Here is a 15,759-nt window from a genome sequence, read left to right as displayed (position 1 = left end):
TCACCGACCGCGACCCCGCCGGGCGACAGCAAAGGTCCCTTGCTCTCTTTCCGCAGGTCACGGCCAGGGACGGACCTCTTCGAGGAGTTTCGCGACCGCGAGCACCAGGTCGTCGGAGTGCCGGGGGCCGACGATCTGCAAGCCGACAGGGAGGCCGCTGGAGGTGCGGCCCGCCGGGACACTGATGGCGGGTTGCTGGGTCATGTTGAACGGGTAGGTGAACGGCGTCCAGTCCGGCCAGCCGCTTATCCCGCTGCCCGGCGGCACCTCGTGCCCGGCTTCGAAAGCGGGGATCGGGACGGTCGGCGTGATCAGCACGTCGTAGCGCGTGTGGAACTCGCCCATCAGGATGCCCAGCGCGGCCCGCTCGGCGTTGGCGCCGAGGTAGTCGCTCGCCGAGAACGTCTTGCCGAATTCCCACACCTTCCGCAGCCCGGGGTCGACCCTTTCCGCCGATCCGGCGGGGAAGGTGTCCAGCCACTTGGCCGCACCCGTCGACCACAGGATGTCGAAGGCGGGCTTGGGATCGGTGAAACCGGGATCGGTCTCTTCGATGTGCAGGCCCGCGTTGCCCAGCGACTGGACCGCCGACTTGACGATCTCCGCGACCTCCGGGTCGACGTCGACGAAGCCGAGTGTCGGCGAGTAGGCGGCGATCAGCCCGCGCACATCCCTGCGGACGGCTTCGCGGAAGGTCGAGACGGGCGGAGCGAGCGCGGCCGGGTCGCGGTAGTCGGGCATCGAGAGAACGTCGAGGAGCAGCGCGGTGTCGTCCACCGAACGCGCCATCGGGCCGGCGTGCGACAGCGGGCCGAACGGGCTCGCCGGGAACAGCGGGATCCGGCCGTGTGTCGGCTTGAGGCCGACGATTCCGCAGAACGAAGCCGGAATCCGGATCGAGCCACCACCGTCGGTGCCGACGGAAAGCTCACCCATCCCGGCCGCGACGGCCGCGGCGCTGCCACCGCTGGACCCGCCCGCCGTCGTCGACGGGTCGTGCGGGTTACGGGTGATCCCGGTCAGCGTGTTGTCCGTGACGCCCTTCCACGCGAGTTCCGGCGTCGTGGTCTTACCCAGCAGCACCAAGCCGTTTTCGCGCAGGCGGGCGGTGACGGGACTGTCGACGTCCCACTGCTGGCCGGGGTCGATGCACCGCGAACCGCGCAGCGTCGGCCAGCCCTGCGTCAGGAACATGTCCTTGATTGAAGCGGGAACACCGTCCAGCCAGCCGATCGGATTACCGTCCCGCCAGCGGATCTCGGACGCTTTCGCCTGTTCGAGTGCTTTGTCGGCGTCGACCAGGCAGTAGGCGTTGATCTCGCCGTCCCGTTCTTCGATGGCGCGCAAAGCGTTCTGAGTGGCCTCGACCGGTGACAGCTCTCCGGTGGCATACGCGGCGACCAGCTCACTCGCGGTCAACTTGGTGTCGTTCATCCGGCCCCTAACCTTGGCGAAGCGTCTCCGACGGCACGTACCCGAGCTGCTTGTCCACGACGTTGCGCAGTGGCTCCCCCGCGCGCCAGCGACGGAAGTTGTCCGCGAACACCTCTACCAGAGTATTCCGCCAGCCGACGAAGTCACCCGACATATGCGGCGAGATCAGTACGTTCTCCATAGTCCACAAAGGACTCTCCGACGGCAGCGGCTCGGTGTCGAAGACGTCGAGCGCCGCACCACCGAGCCGCCCTTCCCGCAGCGCGCCGACCAGATCGGAGGTGACGACCAGTTCACCGCGGCCGACGTTGACGAACCGCGCGCCGGGTTTCATCGCGGCGAAGGTCTCGGCGTCGAACATGCCCTTCGTCTGCTCCGTCAGTGGCGCGACCGCGACGACGTAGTCCACCTCGGGCAGATGGCGTACCAGCTCCGAGGACGCGTACACGTCCCCGAAGTCGGGATCGCCCGTGCGGGCACGTCGCCCGACACCGGCCACCGACATCCCGGCGGCTCGCAGCAGCCGCGCGATCGACCGGCCGATCGGCCCGGTGCCGACCACGAGGACCCGGCGGCCGGAGACACGTTCACTCTCCCGATGCTTCCACTGCCCTTGCCGTTGCAGGTCCCACGAACGTACGAAGTCCTTGGCGAACGTGAGGACGACACCGAGGACGTACTCGGCGATCGCCCCGTCGAACACCCCGCGCGAGTTGGTGAGCACGACATCGCTGGCCTGCAACCCGGGAAACAGCACGGAATCGACCCCCGCGCTGGCGATGTGCAGCCAGCGAAGCCGGTCGGCCGCGGGCCAGGCACCCGGAACGGCGGTCGACAGGAAGTCGTAGACGAAGAGCGCGTCAGCTCCGGACAACGCATCGGCCAACCCGGCCTCGTCGGTGTAACGAACCACCGCTTCGGCTTCGATAGCGCGCATATCCGGTGGGCGTGCGTCTCCGCAGAGCACCGCCAGAACAGGGGTCTCCGAGGCGATCACATTGACACCGTAAAAGTGGCTCGTATGATTGTCAACAATCCGAGGAACGACCCCCGGAGCACCGGACCTGTGACAGCAGAAGTTCTCCGGAGGCTGAAACTTGGATTTCGACTTATTGGAGTTCGAAGGGCCCTTGGCGCAACGCGGCATCGGCGTGATCGCTCCGTTCGACCTCGCCCTGGAACGCGAGCTGTGGCGCTGGGTGCCCATGGAAGTCTCCCTTCATCTGGCGCGGACGCCGTACGAACCCGTGCCCGTCAGCATGGAGATGGCCCAGCTCGTCAGTGACAGCAGGCATCTCGCCGCCGCCACGAGAGACGTGCTCCACGTGGAGCCCGAAGTCGTCGCCTACCTGTGCACCTCCGGCAGTTTCGTCAACGGTGTGGACTACGAACGCTCCTTGACCAAGGCGATCTGCGACGCCGGCGCACCGGACGCCGTCACCACTTCCGGGGCGCTGGCCGAGGTCCTGCACCAGCTCGACCTCCAGCGGGTCTCGATACTGACGCCCTACGACGGCGACCTGACCGGGAAGCTGCACGACTTCCTGGCCGAACTCGACGTGCACACCGTCTCGAGCGACCACCTCGGCCTGGGTGGCGGCATCTGGAAGGTCAGCTACCGGACCATCGCCGAGCGCATCCTCGCCGCCGACCACGCCGACGCGGACGCCATCTTCGTCAGCTGCACCAACCTCCCCACCTACGATCTGATCGAGCCGCTCGAAAGCGCGCTCGGCAAACCCGTCCTCACCGCGAACCAGCTCACGATGTGGGCCTGCCTCCGGCGGATGCACCTGCCGATCGTCGGGCCCGGCAAGTGGCTCCGCGAGGTCGACTGACCTCTTCCCCTACGATTGTCGACAATCTGCCCCCGGAGGTTCCGTGCCCATCACGCCGCTCACCCCGCCCGAGCCGCCGTCCGAGACGACCACGATCGGGTTCATCTACCCCGATCACGCGGCCGAAGACGACTACCCGCTCGCGGAGCAGCTCCTCGGCGGGGACATGGCCGGGATCAAGCTGCCGGTCGAGCACATCTACGGGACCGATCTGCACGCCGTACCCGAGCTACTGGACCTCGGTAGCGAAGGCCGTCTCGCCGACGGCGCCGCACTGCTGGCCAAACACGAACCGGACGCGGTGGTGTGGGCATGCACCAGCGGCAGCTTCGTCTACGGCTGGGAAGGCGCCCGCGATCAGGCCGACCGGCTGGCCGCTGTCTCAGGCGTCCCGGCGTCGAGCACCTCCTTCGCCTTCGTCCACGCCGCTCAGGCACTCGGTGTCCGGCGGGTCGCGGTCGCCGCCAGCTACCCGGACGACATCGCCGGATTGTTCGTCGAGTTCCTCGGCGCGGGCGGGATCGAAGTGGTCTCGATGGGCAGTGCGGACATCGACACCGCCGCCGAGGTCGGCGAACTCAGCCCGGAAGCCGTCATCGAACTCGCGGTGAGCCGCGACCACCCGTCCGCCGACGCGCTGCTCGTGCCCGACACCGCCATGCGGACGCTCGGTGAGATCAACACGCTGGAGACCCGGCTCGGCAAACCGGTGCTGACCGCCAATCAGGTCACCGTCTGGGAGGGCCTGCGGCTCGCCGGGAAGTCCCCGCTCGTCCGGACACTGGGCGCCCTGTTCGGCAAGAGAGGCAACTGAACCATGTCCTTGCCGGATATCGAGCCGGTCAGCCGGGAATCGACCGCCGGGATCATCGCGCGCCAGTTGCGTGACGCGATCATGACCGGCGCTCTTCCGCCCGGCACCCAGCTCGGGGAAACCGACCTGGCCTCCCGGTTCCAAGTTTCGCGGGGGCCGCTGCGAGAGGCGATGCAGCACCTCGTCTCCGAGGGACTCCTGCGCAGCGAGCGTCACCGCGGCCTGTTCGTGATCGACCTTGAACCCGGCGACGTCTACGACATCTACTCGGCCCGCTCGGCCATCGAGCGCGCCGCGATGCTGCGAGCCCTGCGCGGTGACCGGGAGAAGGTCGCCACCGAACTCGAACAAGCCGTGGGTGCCATGGCCGCCGCCGCCGACGACGACGATCCGACCGCCCTGTCGTGGGCGGACCTCCGTTTCCACGAGGCATTGATCGCCGCTTCCGGCAGCAAGCGGCTCGTGCGCATGGCCCGCACCCTGCTGATCGAGACCCGGATGTGCCTCACCGCACTGCAGGGGACCTACCAGCGGGTTGAAGAACGGGTCACCGAGCACACCCGCATCATCGAGGCACTGCGTGCGGGCGACGAAGAGACCGCGCTGTCGTTGCTGGAAGCCCATATGGAGGACGCGGTCCAGCGGCTGGCCCCGGGAACCAGCCTGCGAGAGGGCGAAGCTCCCGCCGTGCCTTAGGAATTCAGCCACGGCCCCGCGCCCCCAGCACCGGCTGCCCGCCGGTTCCGCCGCGAAACTCCTTGTCCCACGGCCAGTATCCGTGCTCGTCCTCGTAAACCAGTTGCAGGGCACGGAAATCATCACCGTACAAGAGAACGGCGGTCAGCATGTGCGCCGAAGGAGAACTGAGCGGAACGACCTCGAACGCGGGCCACCCCACCGCCGCGGGCAGCACCTCACCACATTCCGGCGGCCCCGACCGGACCACCTCCTGAGCGAAATAGTTCAGCAGCTGACCGGATCTTCGCTCTCTCAGGCCGGTGACGACGAGCTCCGGCAGCCCGGCGTCGGTGAGCCCGACCGTGTAGGCGAAGCCAGGATGGGCGGCTCCACGCTCGACGGTCTGCACCATCCAGCCGTACTTCCGGATCAGCGGACGGACCTCCTCGAGGAGGTAGTCGTCGCGGGTCTTCCCGGGGTTGTCGCAATGCCAGCACATCGGCACTCCTCCAGTCGTCGAATTCGATGATCGACACTGTGCACCGGGGCACCGACAAAAACTCGCGACCCGGGTGCGCGCTCGGGCGATTCGGAGTACTCGCTTCTGCGGTTTCTTGTTGCGGGGCAAGTGATTGCAAGAATCTTGACGTATTTATCGACTTGAATTCGCGCGGCAGGGCAGGTGGGCCGCGAGCGCGTCCGAGGTTGACGACCACAGAGGACTCAGACAGGTCCACCAGACCCAAAGCGCCATACGACCCTGACCACCCGACGTGGGAAATCCGGGCACCGTGGAGCACGATGTTGTTATCAGGTAAGGAAAGTGTCGTTTTCGAGCGCGGTCCGCTGGGGGACCGCAGCCCTCACTGTGTGGATTTCGGGGCGTTGGATGACCAGAAATCCACACAGTCCCGCACGAGGAGTCCCGGCGACCACCAGATCCAGAAGGTGTGTGTGGATAGACACTCAAAGTCCATATCCACACACACCGTCCGAGGCCACGCGCACACCTTCACCTGGCTGTCGCCGACCGGCACCTACCCGCTGCCGCCGACGAGCAAGCCTTCAGGACGAGAGAAGCGCCCCACGGCCACTGCCTTAAACCCGCAGCGTGGTGCAACCTTTCGGCCGGCCTGAGCCCGGGCTACCACCACGACACCGTTGCCTTACCGTCAAGAAGTACATGAAGGCCCCCTTCACTGCGCCTAGCGCAAGGAAGGAGGCCTTCATGTACTTAACGCGCGTCGCTCGCGTCGCGTGATCCTGCCTGCTTGACGTTTGGCTTCTTTCCGCAGAAGGCGATCTCACGTGATCAGGCGGCGGTTACGCGTGATCAGACGGCGATCATGCGTGATTGGACGGCGGTTACGCGTGATCGCCACCCAATCACGCATGATCGCCGTCCAATCACGAGCGATCGCCGTCCAATCACGTGTAAGACCCGAAAGATCACGCGTCGCTAGCCAACCACGTCACCCCGGGATGTCATGAAAGATCCGTTCATGACATCCCCAGGACTTGACACGCCACTATGCGGATGGTTCAAGATAGAGCGGCGACCACCGCAGACCCGAGTTCGGCGGTGGTGGACTTCCCGCCGAGGTCAGGGGTCTGCACGGTCCCCTCCTCGAGAACCTTCTCCACCGCGGCGCGAACGTCTTGTGCCGCGGCGGTTTCCCCGAGATGGTCGAGCAGCATCGCACCCGCCAGGATCTGCGCCACCGGATTCGCGATGCCCTGTCCGGCGATGTCGGGAGCGCTGCCGTGCACCGCCTCGAACATGGAAGGAAACTCACCAGATGGATTGATGTTGCCCGAAGGCGCCATTCCGAGCCCTCCCGTCACGGCCGCCGCCAGGTCGCTCAGGATGTCGCCGAACAGATTGGAAGCGACCACGACGTCGAGCCGGTCCGGCGCCTGCACCATCCGCGCGGCGAGCGCGTCGACATGGCACTGTTCGGCGTGCACGTCCGGATATTCCGAAGCGATTTCGAGGAAGATCTCGTCCCAGAACGGCATCGAGTGAATGAGCCCGTTGGACTTCGTCGCCGAGCAAACGCGTCCTGTCCGCGTCTTCGCCAGCTCGAAGGCGTAACGGATGATCCGCTCCACCCCGACCCGCGTGAACACGGATTCCTGTAAGACGAACTCGTTCCCTTGACCACGATTGTGCCTGCCGCCGATCTCCGAATATTCACCCTCGGAGTTCTCGCGGACGATCACCATCTCCAGCTCTTCGGCGCTCCGGCCTGCCAGCGCCGACGTCGTTCCCGGCAGCAGCCGGACCGGCCGGAGATTGACGTACTGGGTGAACGCGCGCCGCACCGGAATGAGGAGGCCCCACAACGAGACATGGTCCGGAACACCGGGAAAGCCGACGGCACCGAGGAAGATCCCGTCGAACCGGGAAAGCTGCTCGATTCCGTCGTTCGGCATCATCGAGCCGATTTTGGTGTACCGCTCACAGCTCCAGTCGAATTCTTTCCAAGACAAGGAGAAACCGTGTGACACCGCCGCGCGGTCGAGGACCTTGCGGGCCTCGACCGTGACGTCGACACCGATCCCGTCGCCGGGAATGCTGGCGATGCGGTAGGAAGCCGCCCCTTGAGAACTCACCGCTCCAGAAGTCACAGAGCCACCGCGATGTACTTGGTCTCGAGGAACTCGTCGATACCGACGGTGCCGCCTTCACGACCGAGTCCCGACTGCTTGATCCCGCCGAACGGAGCCGCCGGGTTCGAGACCAGCCCCTGGTTGAGGCCGATCATGCCGGCCTCCAGTCGTTCCGAAACCCGGAATGCCCGTTTGAGATCGGAGGTGTACACGTAGGACACGAGACCGAATTCGGTGTCGTTCGCCGCCGCGATGGCCTCGTCCTCGCTGTCGAACGGGGTGATCGGGGCGACCGGGCCGAAGATCTCCTCTGAAGCGAGCCTGGCGTCCTTGGGCACATCGGTGAGCACCGTGGCCTGATAGAAGTTACCCGGACCGTCCACAGTAGACCCACCGGTGAGCACGCGTGCTCCTCGCTCGGTGGCGTCCGCGACGAGGCCACTCACCTTCTCGACCGCGGCCTCATCGATGAGCGGGCCGACGACGACACCTTCCTCGGTGCCGCGCCCCATCGGCAGGGCCTCCATGCGCTCGGTGAGGCGCCGGGAGAACTCGCCGACGATGCCACGCTGGACATAGAAGCGGTTCGCGGCCGTGCAGGCCTCGCCGATATTGCGCATCTTCGCGGTCATCGCGCCTTCGACCGCCGCGTCGAGGTCGGCGTCTTCGAAGACCAGGAAAGGAGCGTTGCCACCGAGTTCCATCGAGGTGCGGAGCACCTTGTCCGCACACTGTTCCAACAGCTTCCGCCCGACGCCGGTCGAGCCGGTGAAGGACAGTTTCCGGGCGCGGCCGTCGCGGATCAGCGGCTCCATCACGCCGCCGGAGTCCGACGTCGTGAGCACGTTCAGCACACCTTCGGGCAGTCCCGCTTCGGCGAGGATCGCCGCGAGGGCCAGCATCGAAAGGGGGGTTTGAGCAGCGGGCTTGATGATCATCGTGCAGCCTGCCGCGACCGCGGGCCCGATCTTGCGGGTGCCCATCGCCATGGGAAAGTTCCACGGTGTGATCAGCAGACACGGCCCGACGGGCTGCTTCGTCACCAGGAAGCGGCCGGCGCCGTTGGGCGCGACGGCATAGCCACCGCCGATCCGGACGGCCTCTTCCGCGAACCAGCGGAAGAATTCAGCCGCGTAGGTGATCTCGCCTTTCGACTCCGCGAGCGGCTTGCCCATCTCGAGAGTCATCAGCAGCGCGAGTTCGTCGGCACGCTTTACGAGCAGCTCGTAGGCGCGGCGCAGGATCTCGCCGCGTTCGCGCGGGGCGACGTTCGCCCAGTCGGCCTGAGCGGCGACGGCGGCGTCGAGTGCGCTGACACCGTCCGCCGGTGACGCGTCGGCCACCTCGCACAGGGCTTCACCTGTCGAGGGGTCGAGAACGGGGAAGGTCTTCCCGCTCGTGGCGGGCACCCATTTGCCGCCGATGAACAGTTCCTTGTCGACCGCCGCGACTACGCCGGCCTCACTGATCGAGCTCATCCCAACGCTCCTCCATGTTGTCCCGAACGCCATGCTATGGATATTGTCAACAATCGACAACAGCTTCAGCCGACCTAGGAGCGCAGCCCATGGCTCAGCTATCACCGCTGCTCAAGCAGGCAACGCCGGTCGTGGTCGACCACGGTGAAGGGGTGTACCTCTACGACACCGATGGCAAACGTCACCTGGATTTCACCGCCGGTATCGGCGTGACCAGCACCGGCCACTGCCATCCGCACGTGGTGAGCGCCGCGCAGGAGCAGATCGGCAAACTCATCCACGGGCAGTACACGACGGTCATGCACAAGCCGATGCTGGAACTGACCGAGAAGCTGGGCGGCGTCCTGCCGGAGGGCCTGAATTCCCTCTTCTACGCGAACTCGGGCAGCGAGGCGGTCGAGGCGGCGCTCCGGCTGTCACGTCAGGCGACCAAGCGGCCCAACGTCATCGTGTTCCAGGGCGGTTTCCACGGCCGGACCGTCGCGGCGGCGACCATGACGACCTCGGGCACGCGATTCAGCGCCGGGATCTCGCCGCTGATGTCCGGTGTGCACGTCGCGCCCTTCCCGTACGCCTTCCACTACGGCTGGGACGAGGAGACCGCGACGAAGTTCGCCCTGCGCGAGCTCGACTACCTGTTCGCGACGGTCTGCGCGCCGAACGAGACGGCCGCGTTCTTCATCGAGCCGGTGCTCGGCGAGGGCGGGTACGTCCCGGCGAACCCCGAGTTCCTGGCCGGGATCCGGGAACGCGCGGACAAGCACGGAATCCTGCTGGTGATGGACGAGATCCAGACCGGCTTCGGCCGGACGGGCAAGTTCTGGGGGCACGACCACTTCGGGGTGCGCCCGGACATAGTGCTCATCGCGAAGGGACTCGCGAGTGGGTTCCCGATCTCGGGCATCGCCGCGTCCGAGGAACTGATGGCGAAGGCGCTCCCCGGTTCGCAGGGCGGTACCTACGGCGGCAACGCGGTGGCCTGCGCGGCGGCGATCGCGACACTCGAGGTGATCCAGCGGGAGGGACTGGTCGAGAACGCCGCCGAACGCGGACGCCAGCTGCTCGAAGGTGTGCGGGTGATCGCGGACAAGTCGCCGTCGATCGGTGACGTCCGTGGGCTGGGGCTGCTGGTCGGTTCCGAGTTCACCACGCCGGACGGCGAACCGGACACGGCGAAGGCCCAGGCGGCCCAGAAAGCCGCGTCCGCCAACGGACTGCTGCTGCTGACCTGCGGGGCGTACATGAACGTCGTCCGGATGGTCCCGCCGCTGATCGTCGACGCCGAGCAGGTCGACGAAGCGCTGCGGATCTGGGGTGACGTCGTGGCAGGGGTCGAGTGATGGCCCGCTACATCACGATCACCCTCGACAAACGCGGAGTCTCGTGCCGGGCCCGGCTGCTCGACGCCGAAGCCCCGCGAACCTGTCGCGCGGTGTGGGACGCCTTGCCGCAGAGCGGTTCGGCCTATCACGCGAAGTACGCGCGCAACGAGGTCTACACCCTCGTGCCGCCCTTCGCCGAACCGAAGCCGGGCCGGGAAAACCCCACGGTGACGCCGATTCCGGGCGATGTCGTGTACTTCGGGTTCGAGGCGTGGGAGATCGGCAACCCGGCGTATGGCTACGACGACGACAGTGAGGCGCACAGCGACCAGGGCGCGACGGATCTCGCGATCTTCTACGGCCGCAACAACCTGCTGATCAACGGTGACGCGGGCTGGGTGCCCGGCAACGTGTTCGCGACGATCGAAGAGGGACTGGCCGAAATGGCGGAGGCCGCGCAGGACCTCTGGCTGCGAGGTGTCGAGGGCGAGACGCTCTCGTTCGCACGCGCGTGAAAACCTGTGGGCGGTGAGGGTTCCCCACCCTCACCGCCCACAGGCCGGCACCCCTCCCTGGCTTTACTGGACGCCGGTGATCCGGTATTCGACGCCGCCGACTTCGTTGCCGCGCTGGTCGACCTGGGTAACGTGGACGGTGTACTTCCCGCCGAGAGCCTCGGCGCCCGCGGTGAAGCTCAACTGGGCGGGCACCTGCTCACCCGACTTGAAGGTGAGCCCGCTGATCCGGGCCTTCTGCGGGTTCACGATGGCGAGTTCGGTCTCGCCGACCCGTTCGATGCCCTCACCCTTCGCGCCGCCTGCCCGCCAGCGTGCGGCGAGGTCGGGACCGAGGTTGATGGTGATTCGTCCCGGACCGGTGAACGGTTTGCCCGGCTGGGTGAAGACGATGTCGCCGACCGCCGTGGGTTCACGACCGTCCCAGCCGAACACGATCGGCCGGAACTGCGGGATCTTGATCTTCGCGGGCACCGCGTTCACGTTGTGCCAGGCGATGTTGTTGTTCTTCCGGGTGTTGATGGACGTGCTCAGGCCTTCCGTCGGCAGGTCGGTCGGCGAGAGCCACCGTGCCAGCAGGCAGAAGTGCGAGCCGATCGGGACCTTCCACGGGATGACGACCGTCTTGGTGCCGTAGGGCACGTCCACGTCGGCGGCCGAACCGATGTAGTTCCACTGGTTCGGCCACTGGGCCACGGTGCCCTGTTTGGTGTACCAGACCTGCAGGTTCCCCTTCTCGTATCCGTCCCCGTACGGGCCGGGGCGGTTCAGCGTGACGTGGATGAAGGCATCACCGCCCTGGACGATCGGGTCGTCGGTGGCGCACAGGATCTGCGTGAAGCACACCCGGACGTCGGGGCTGGAGTAGAGCGAGCCGGACGAGTCCTCGTATCCGTAATCGTTTCCGTTGTCCCGGATGAAGACGTCGCTGCGGGCTTCCGGTGCGGCCTGCGCCGCCGGTGCGACACCTGCGAACAACGTCGCGACGGCCAGTGCGGCCGAGGCGATCAAGGTCCGACGGCGCCGCGGGTTCCTGCTGATCATGTTTCCCTCCTTGGGCGAAACATTCGACCTGCTGACCGTCGGACAGGCCGGTTGTGGCGCGGTTGTCGGGATCTTGTGCCCTAATTGGCCGATTTCGGTGCGTCTTCGCCCGGATACGCTCACCGAGGTCACATGCCGGAGGGAGCAGGGTGCCCGGGCCAGGGGAATTGCGGGTGCTGGGCCCGGTCGAAGCGATCGGTCCCACCGGGCGGGCGGAGTTCCACGGCGCCCGCCAGCGAGCCGTGCTCGGCGTATTGGCACTGCACGCGGGCACGATCGTGCCGATCCCCCGGCTGGTCGACGTCCTCTGGGGCGAGGACCCGCCCCGAACCGCGGTGAAGACCCTGCACAGCCACGTCGCCAGGATTCGGCAGGCGCTGGAGGACTGCGGGTTCCCGCCGGTCCTGCTGACGCGCAAACCCGGGTACGTCTTGACGGTCGCGCCGTCCTCTGTCGACGCGCTCCGTTTCGAAGAGGAACTTCGTGCCGCCAAACGGAACAATCCCGGCCAGGCGGTGACAGCCTTGCGCGAGGCGTTGCGGCTCTGGCGCGGCGAAGCCTTCGCGGACGCCGAACTGGACGGCTGGGGACTACGCGAGGTCGAACGCCTCCAGGAGCTGTGGCTGTCCGCCTGGGAAGAGCTGTGGGACGCCGAACTCCGGCTCGGTGGCCACGACGAGGTCGTCCGGGAACTGCCACGTCTGCGGGCGAGCCATCCCCATCGCGAACGGCTCGCCGCACTGCACATGCTCGCCCTGCATCGCTGTGGCAGGCACGCCGAAGCACTCGAAACCTTCCAGTCCGTGCGCCGGGGCCTCGCCGAGGAGTTCGGTGCCGACCCCGGCCCGGAGCTGGTGGAACTGCATACGGCGATCCTGCGCCGGGCGCCCGAACTCGACGCGCCCGCGCGGGGAACGGCGCCCGCCCAGCTTCCCGCCCGTGTCGGGCATTTCACCGGACGGCAGCAGGAACTCGCGTCGCTGGACCGGCTGCTCGACGAACCCGAACCGCCGGTCGTGGTCATCTCCGGCGCCGCCGGGATGGGGAAATCCGCGCTCGCCGTGCAGTGGGCGCACCACATCGCGGACCGCTTCCCCGACGGGCAGCTCTTCCTCGACCTCGCCGGCCACGACCCGCAAGAAGCGGTCTCGCCGGGTGACGCGCTCGCCCATCTGTCGCGGGGGCTCGGCCTCCCCGACGATCGGCTGCCCGACGCGACACCCGAACGCGCGGCGCTCTACCGCTCGCTGCTGCACGGCAGGCGTTGTGTGATCGTCGCCGACAACGCGGGCGGCGTCGACCAGATCCTGCCGCTCGTCCCGGGGACGGCGGAGGCGATGCTGATCGTGACCAGCAGGCAGACCCTGGCCGCGCTCGGCAGCAGGCACGCCGTCCGCGTGCTCGCCCTCGACGCGCTGGCCGATCCGGAGTCGATGACCCTGCTCACCCGGGTGCTGGGCGCCGATCGGGTCGCCCGCGAACCCGAACAGGCCGCGCGGCTGGCCAGGCTGTGCGACGGGATGCCGCTGGCGTTGCGGATCGCCGCCGCGCGCCTGACCGGTGAACCCGGCCGTCCGATCGCGGACCTGACCCGCGAACTCACCGGCGTCGGACGGCTGGAAACCCTTGCGGTACAAGGAGATTCCCGGACCGTCGAAACCGTTCTCGCGAGCGCCTATCTGCCGTTGCAGCACGCTCCGGCGCACCTGTTCCGGCTGGCCGGGTCGACTCCGGGGACGTCGTTCAGCTCGGCTCTCGGAAGCGCGTTGTGCGGGGTGCCCACCGAAGCGGGCCGGGCCGCGGTCGCCGAGCTGTCCGCCGCGCATCTGGTCACCCCGGCGGGCCCGGACCGCTACCGCTTCCACGATCTGATCCGCGAATTCGCCGTCGCGTGCGCTCGCGCCGACGAAACGCCGTCGAGCCGCGCCGAGGCGGCGGACCGGCTGATCGATTGGTACCTGCACGTCGCCGCCGAGGCGAACCGGATCATCGATCCGAACCGCGATCTGGTCACCCCGGCGTTGCGCCACCCGGCGCCCGAGCGGCCGTTCCCGGCGGAAAGGCGTGCGGCACTGGCGTTCCTGGGTGCCGAACGCGCGAATCTGCTGCCCGTGGTGCGGTTCGCGCGCGAACACGGCCGCAACACCGCCGCCTGGCAGCTCACCTATCTGCTCACCAGTTTCTACGACACCACGGGCGGCTGGAACGAGCGGATCGGACTCTGCCGCGAAGGCGCCGCGGCGGCCGCGGAACTCGATGATCCCTTGGCGGAGGCGGAAATGCTGCGCGCGCTGGGCGCGGCCTACTTCATGACCCGCAGGCTGACCGACGCGCTCGAAACCAACGCCCGCGCGTTGAAGGCCGCCCGCGCGGCGGGGGATCTCGAAGGCGAAGGGCATATCTACAACAACACCGCGAACGCCTATGCCGCGTTGCGCCGGTTCGACGAGGCGATCACCGCCTACCAGCTCGCGGTGGAACGGTGCACCGCGGCGGGCAACCGGCTCGGGCGCGCGCTGTCCCAGCGCAATCTCGGCCACGCCTGCATCCGGCGCGGTCAGCCGATGGACGGGCTCACCCCGCTGACGGCCGCGCTGGAGACGTTCCGCGAACTCGGCAACGCCCGGCTGGAGGCCGCCACCCTGGACACGCTCGGCGAGGCCTACGAAGAACTCGGCGATCACGACGTCGCGCTGGAACATCTCGGAAAGGCACTGGCCGCGTCCCGCGCGATCGGCGACCGGTGGCAGGAGTGGGAATCACTGCTGCACGCCGGTCAGGTCCACCTTTCCCGCCGCGACTTCCTTGCCGCGCGGGACGACTTCGACCAGGCGCTGTCGATCAGCCGGGACGTCGGGAATCGGCACAGCGAAGCCGCCGCGCTCGACCGGCTCGGCCGCGCCCACCTGGGGCTCGGCGACCTCGTGGCGGCGAGGGAAAACCTTGAGCGCGGCCTCGCCGTCCGGGCGGGCGTCCCGGATCCGTACGAGGAGGCTCACCTGCACCGTGACCTCGGCGATTTGGAGGCGCGATGCGGCGACACGGCCGCCGCGGCCACCCACTGGGCTCGAGCGATCGAGCTGTACCGGCGGGCGAACGCGACGGCCGACGCCGACCTCGTCACCGGGCGGGGCTGATCACCACGGTCGAGGTCGCGTACACGAGCCTGCCCTGCGACGGCTCGAAGAACTCGACCCGCGCCTTTCCCGCTTGACCGGGCAGGTACGTGAATTCGGCGTATCCCCTGGTCTCACCGCGCTGGAAGGTGACGACACCGTCCTTCACCGGCACGTGACCGGAGCCCTCGGTGCGATAGCGGATCGTGAGCGGTCCTGTCCACGGCCGGGAGAGCACGATGGGCACCTTGCAGGTCGATCCCGGCGCGAAATGGGGCGGGATCGACCAGCAGATCTCACCTTCCTGGGTGGTGGCAAGCGGCGCGGTCTTGGCCGAGTCGTCGTCAGCCACCCAAGCGACTCCGACGCTGTGGCCGATCCGCACGCCCTTCTCGCCGTGAAGGCGGAGGGAGAACATCTCGTCGTTCTCGACGAGGGCGTCGGCGCGGACCTTGACCGCGACGGTCCGCGCGTCCGCACTCCCGGACCAGGTCAGCGTGCCGGCGCTCGGCAGGTAGTCGACGCCTTCGTTGGCGGTGAACGCCGGATCGATCGGCGAGCCGTTGCCTTCGATCGTCCGGTACTCGACCGAGCCCTGCGGCGCGCAACCGCCGTCGGCGACGGAAACGGTGAAGAGGAGGGTGGTGTACCCGGTGCTGGTTCCCTCGGCCTGGCTGACGCCACTGACGTTCACCACGGGCGCCGTGCAGCCCGCTTCCCCGCCTTCGGCCACCGGTGCCGTGAGTCCGAACGTGACCGCGAGCGCCGCCCCCAGCGTCGCGATCCGTCTCATCGTTGGTCCCATCGAGCGTCCACCCCTTCCGGCGGGCCGCCGTGACCCGCTGCGACATGGGTAACCGAGTGCGGTTGTCGCGAGGTTGTGACCAGCAAACATGAAAATGATTCA

At 67.6% G+C, this 15,759-nt stretch carries 13 protein-coding genes; 6 read left to right on the top strand and 7 right to left on the bottom strand.

The features are described 5' to 3' along the window. Positions 1–57: 57 nt before the first annotated feature. Together BS329_RS13320 and BS329_RS13315 are read right to left on the bottom strand one after the other, a co-directional pair. Entirely contained in the window at positions 58–1,434 is a 1,377-nt protein-coding gene (locus BS329_RS13320; protein ID WP_076159985.1) for an amidase, read from the bottom strand. A 7-nt stretch (positions 1,435–1,441) separates the two neighbouring features. Next, positions 1,442–2,431 carry a D-2-hydroxyacid dehydrogenase gene (locus tag BS329_RS13315; RefSeq protein ID WP_084749609.1) on the bottom strand — a complete coding sequence of 330 codons (990 nt, stop codon included), beginning with the start codon at positions 2,429–2,431 and terminating at the stop codon, positions 1,442–1,444. A 100-nt stretch (positions 2,432–2,531) separates the two neighbouring features. Here BS329_RS13315 and BS329_RS13310 point away from each other — a divergent pair, with 100 nt between their 5' ends. The 3 genes from BS329_RS13310 to BS329_RS13300 are packed head-to-tail and all read left to right on the top strand — an operon-like array spanning position 2,532 to position 4,782. After that, positions 2,532–3,272 (top strand): maleate cis-trans isomerase family protein, encoded by a 741-nt coding sequence (locus BS329_RS13310; protein WP_076159980.1) that lies wholly within the window; start codon positions 2,532–2,534, stop codon positions 3,270–3,272. A gap of 43 nt (positions 3,273–3,315) precedes the next feature. Beyond that, positions 3,316–4,086 carry a maleate cis-trans isomerase family protein gene (locus BS329_RS13305; protein WP_076159978.1) on the top strand — a complete coding sequence of 257 codons (771 nt, stop codon included), beginning with the start codon at positions 3,316–3,318 and terminating at the stop codon, positions 4,084–4,086. 3 nt (positions 4,087–4,089) lie between these two features. After that, complete coding sequence (locus tag BS329_RS13300) at positions 4,090–4,782, top strand: GntR family transcriptional regulator (RefSeq protein WP_076159975.1); 693 nt, start codon at positions 4,090–4,092, stop codon at positions 4,780–4,782. A gap of 4 nt (positions 4,783–4,786) precedes the next feature. On the opposite strand, the gene BS329_RS13295 is transcribed toward BS329_RS13300, so the two are convergent. The 3 genes from BS329_RS13295 to BS329_RS13285 all read right to left on the bottom strand — a co-directional run bounded on the left by BS329_RS13295 (position 4,787) and on the right by BS329_RS13285 (position 8,855). Then, a complete protein-coding gene (locus BS329_RS13295) occupies positions 4,787–5,263 on the bottom strand; it encodes a DUF4262 domain-containing protein (protein WP_076159973.1) in 477 nt (158 codons plus the stop codon). Between the two features lie 1,043 nt (positions 5,264–6,306). Further along, the gene (locus tag BS329_RS13290) at positions 6,307–7,380 is read right to left on the bottom strand and encodes a tartrate dehydrogenase (RefSeq protein WP_076159970.1); all 1,074 of its coding nucleotides are present in this window, start codon (positions 7,378–7,380) and stop codon (positions 6,307–6,309) included. A gap of 11 nt (positions 7,381–7,391) precedes the next feature. Then, positions 7,392–8,855: an NAD-dependent succinate-semialdehyde dehydrogenase gene (locus BS329_RS13285; protein ID WP_076159967.1), complete on the bottom strand. Its 1,464-nt coding sequence runs from the start codon at positions 8,853–8,855 to the stop codon at positions 7,392–7,394. Between the two features lie 89 nt (positions 8,856–8,944). On the opposite strand from BS329_RS13285, the gene BS329_RS13280 reads away from it, so the two are divergent. Next, positions 8,945–10,195 carry an aspartate aminotransferase family protein gene (locus BS329_RS13280; protein WP_076159965.1) on the top strand — a complete coding sequence of 417 codons (1,251 nt, stop codon included), beginning with the start codon at positions 8,945–8,947 and terminating at the stop codon, positions 10,193–10,195. Next, positions 10,195–10,692 (top strand): DUF3830 family protein, encoded by a 498-nt coding sequence (locus BS329_RS13275; protein WP_076159963.1) that lies wholly within the window; start codon positions 10,195–10,197, stop codon positions 10,690–10,692. Before BS329_RS13280 ends, BS329_RS13275 begins: the two co-directional genes overlap by 1 nt. Before the next feature lie 63 nt (positions 10,693–10,755). Here the strand turns inward: BS329_RS13275 and BS329_RS13270 are convergent, their stop codons facing one another. Next, the gene (locus tag BS329_RS13270) at positions 10,756–11,736 is read right to left on the bottom strand and encodes a hypothetical protein (RefSeq protein WP_076159960.1); all 981 of its coding nucleotides are present in this window, start codon (positions 11,734–11,736) and stop codon (positions 10,756–10,758) included. 149 nt (positions 11,737–11,885) lie between these two features. Here BS329_RS13270 and BS329_RS13265 point away from each other — a divergent pair, with 149 nt between their 5' ends. Continuing rightward, a complete protein-coding gene (locus BS329_RS13265) occupies positions 11,886–14,873 on the top strand; it encodes an AfsR/SARP family transcriptional regulator (protein WP_244197126.1) in 2,988 nt (995 codons plus the stop codon). Here BS329_RS13265 and BS329_RS13260 read toward each other — a convergent pair. Then, positions 14,857–15,645, bottom strand: a complete 789-nt coding sequence (locus tag BS329_RS13260; protein WP_076159955.1) for a Calx-beta domain-containing protein — start codon at positions 15,643–15,645, stop codon at positions 14,857–14,859. The two genes, BS329_RS13265 and BS329_RS13260, sit on opposite strands and share 17 nt — an antisense overlap. Positions 15,646–15,759 lie beyond the last annotated feature (114 nt).

It is taken from the genome of Amycolatopsis coloradensis (assembly GCF_001953865.1).
GTDB lineage: Bacteria > Actinomycetota > Actinomycetes > Mycobacteriales > Pseudonocardiaceae > Amycolatopsis > Amycolatopsis coloradensis.
This window is presented reverse-complemented; position numbering and strand designations above follow the sequence as displayed.

What these genes read in the sequence shown, in the direction of transcription:
- BS329_RS13275 (WP_076159963.1), top strand. Translation starts at nt 10,195, where the DNA reads ATGGCCCGCTACATCACGATCACCCTCGACAAACGCGGAGTCTCGTGC.
- BS329_RS13295 (WP_076159973.1), bottom strand. Translation starts at nt 5,263, where the DNA reads ATGTGCTGGCATTGCGACAACCCCGGGAAGACCCGCGACGACTACCTC.
- BS329_RS13285 (WP_076159967.1), bottom strand. Translation starts at nt 8,855, where the DNA reads ATGAGCTCGATCAGTGAGGCCGGCGTAGTCGCGGCGGTCGACAAGGAA.
- BS329_RS13280 (WP_076159965.1), top strand. Translation starts at nt 8,945, where the DNA reads ATGGCTCAGCTATCACCGCTGCTCAAGCAGGCAACGCCGGTCGTGGTC.
- BS329_RS13260 (WP_076159955.1), bottom strand. Translation starts at nt 15,645, where the DNA reads ATGAGACGGATCGCGACGCTGGGGGCGGCGCTCGCGGTCACGTTCGGA.
- BS329_RS13320 (WP_076159985.1), bottom strand. Translation starts at nt 1,434, where the DNA reads ATGAACGACACCAAGTTGACCGCGAGTGAGCTGGTCGCCGCGTATGCC.
- BS329_RS13300 (WP_076159975.1), top strand. Translation starts at nt 4,090, where the DNA reads ATGTCCTTGCCGGATATCGAGCCGGTCAGCCGGGAATCGACCGCCGGG.
- BS329_RS13270 (WP_076159960.1), bottom strand. Translation starts at nt 11,736, where the DNA reads ATGATCAGCAGGAACCCGCGGCGCCGTCGGACCTTGATCGCCTCGGCC.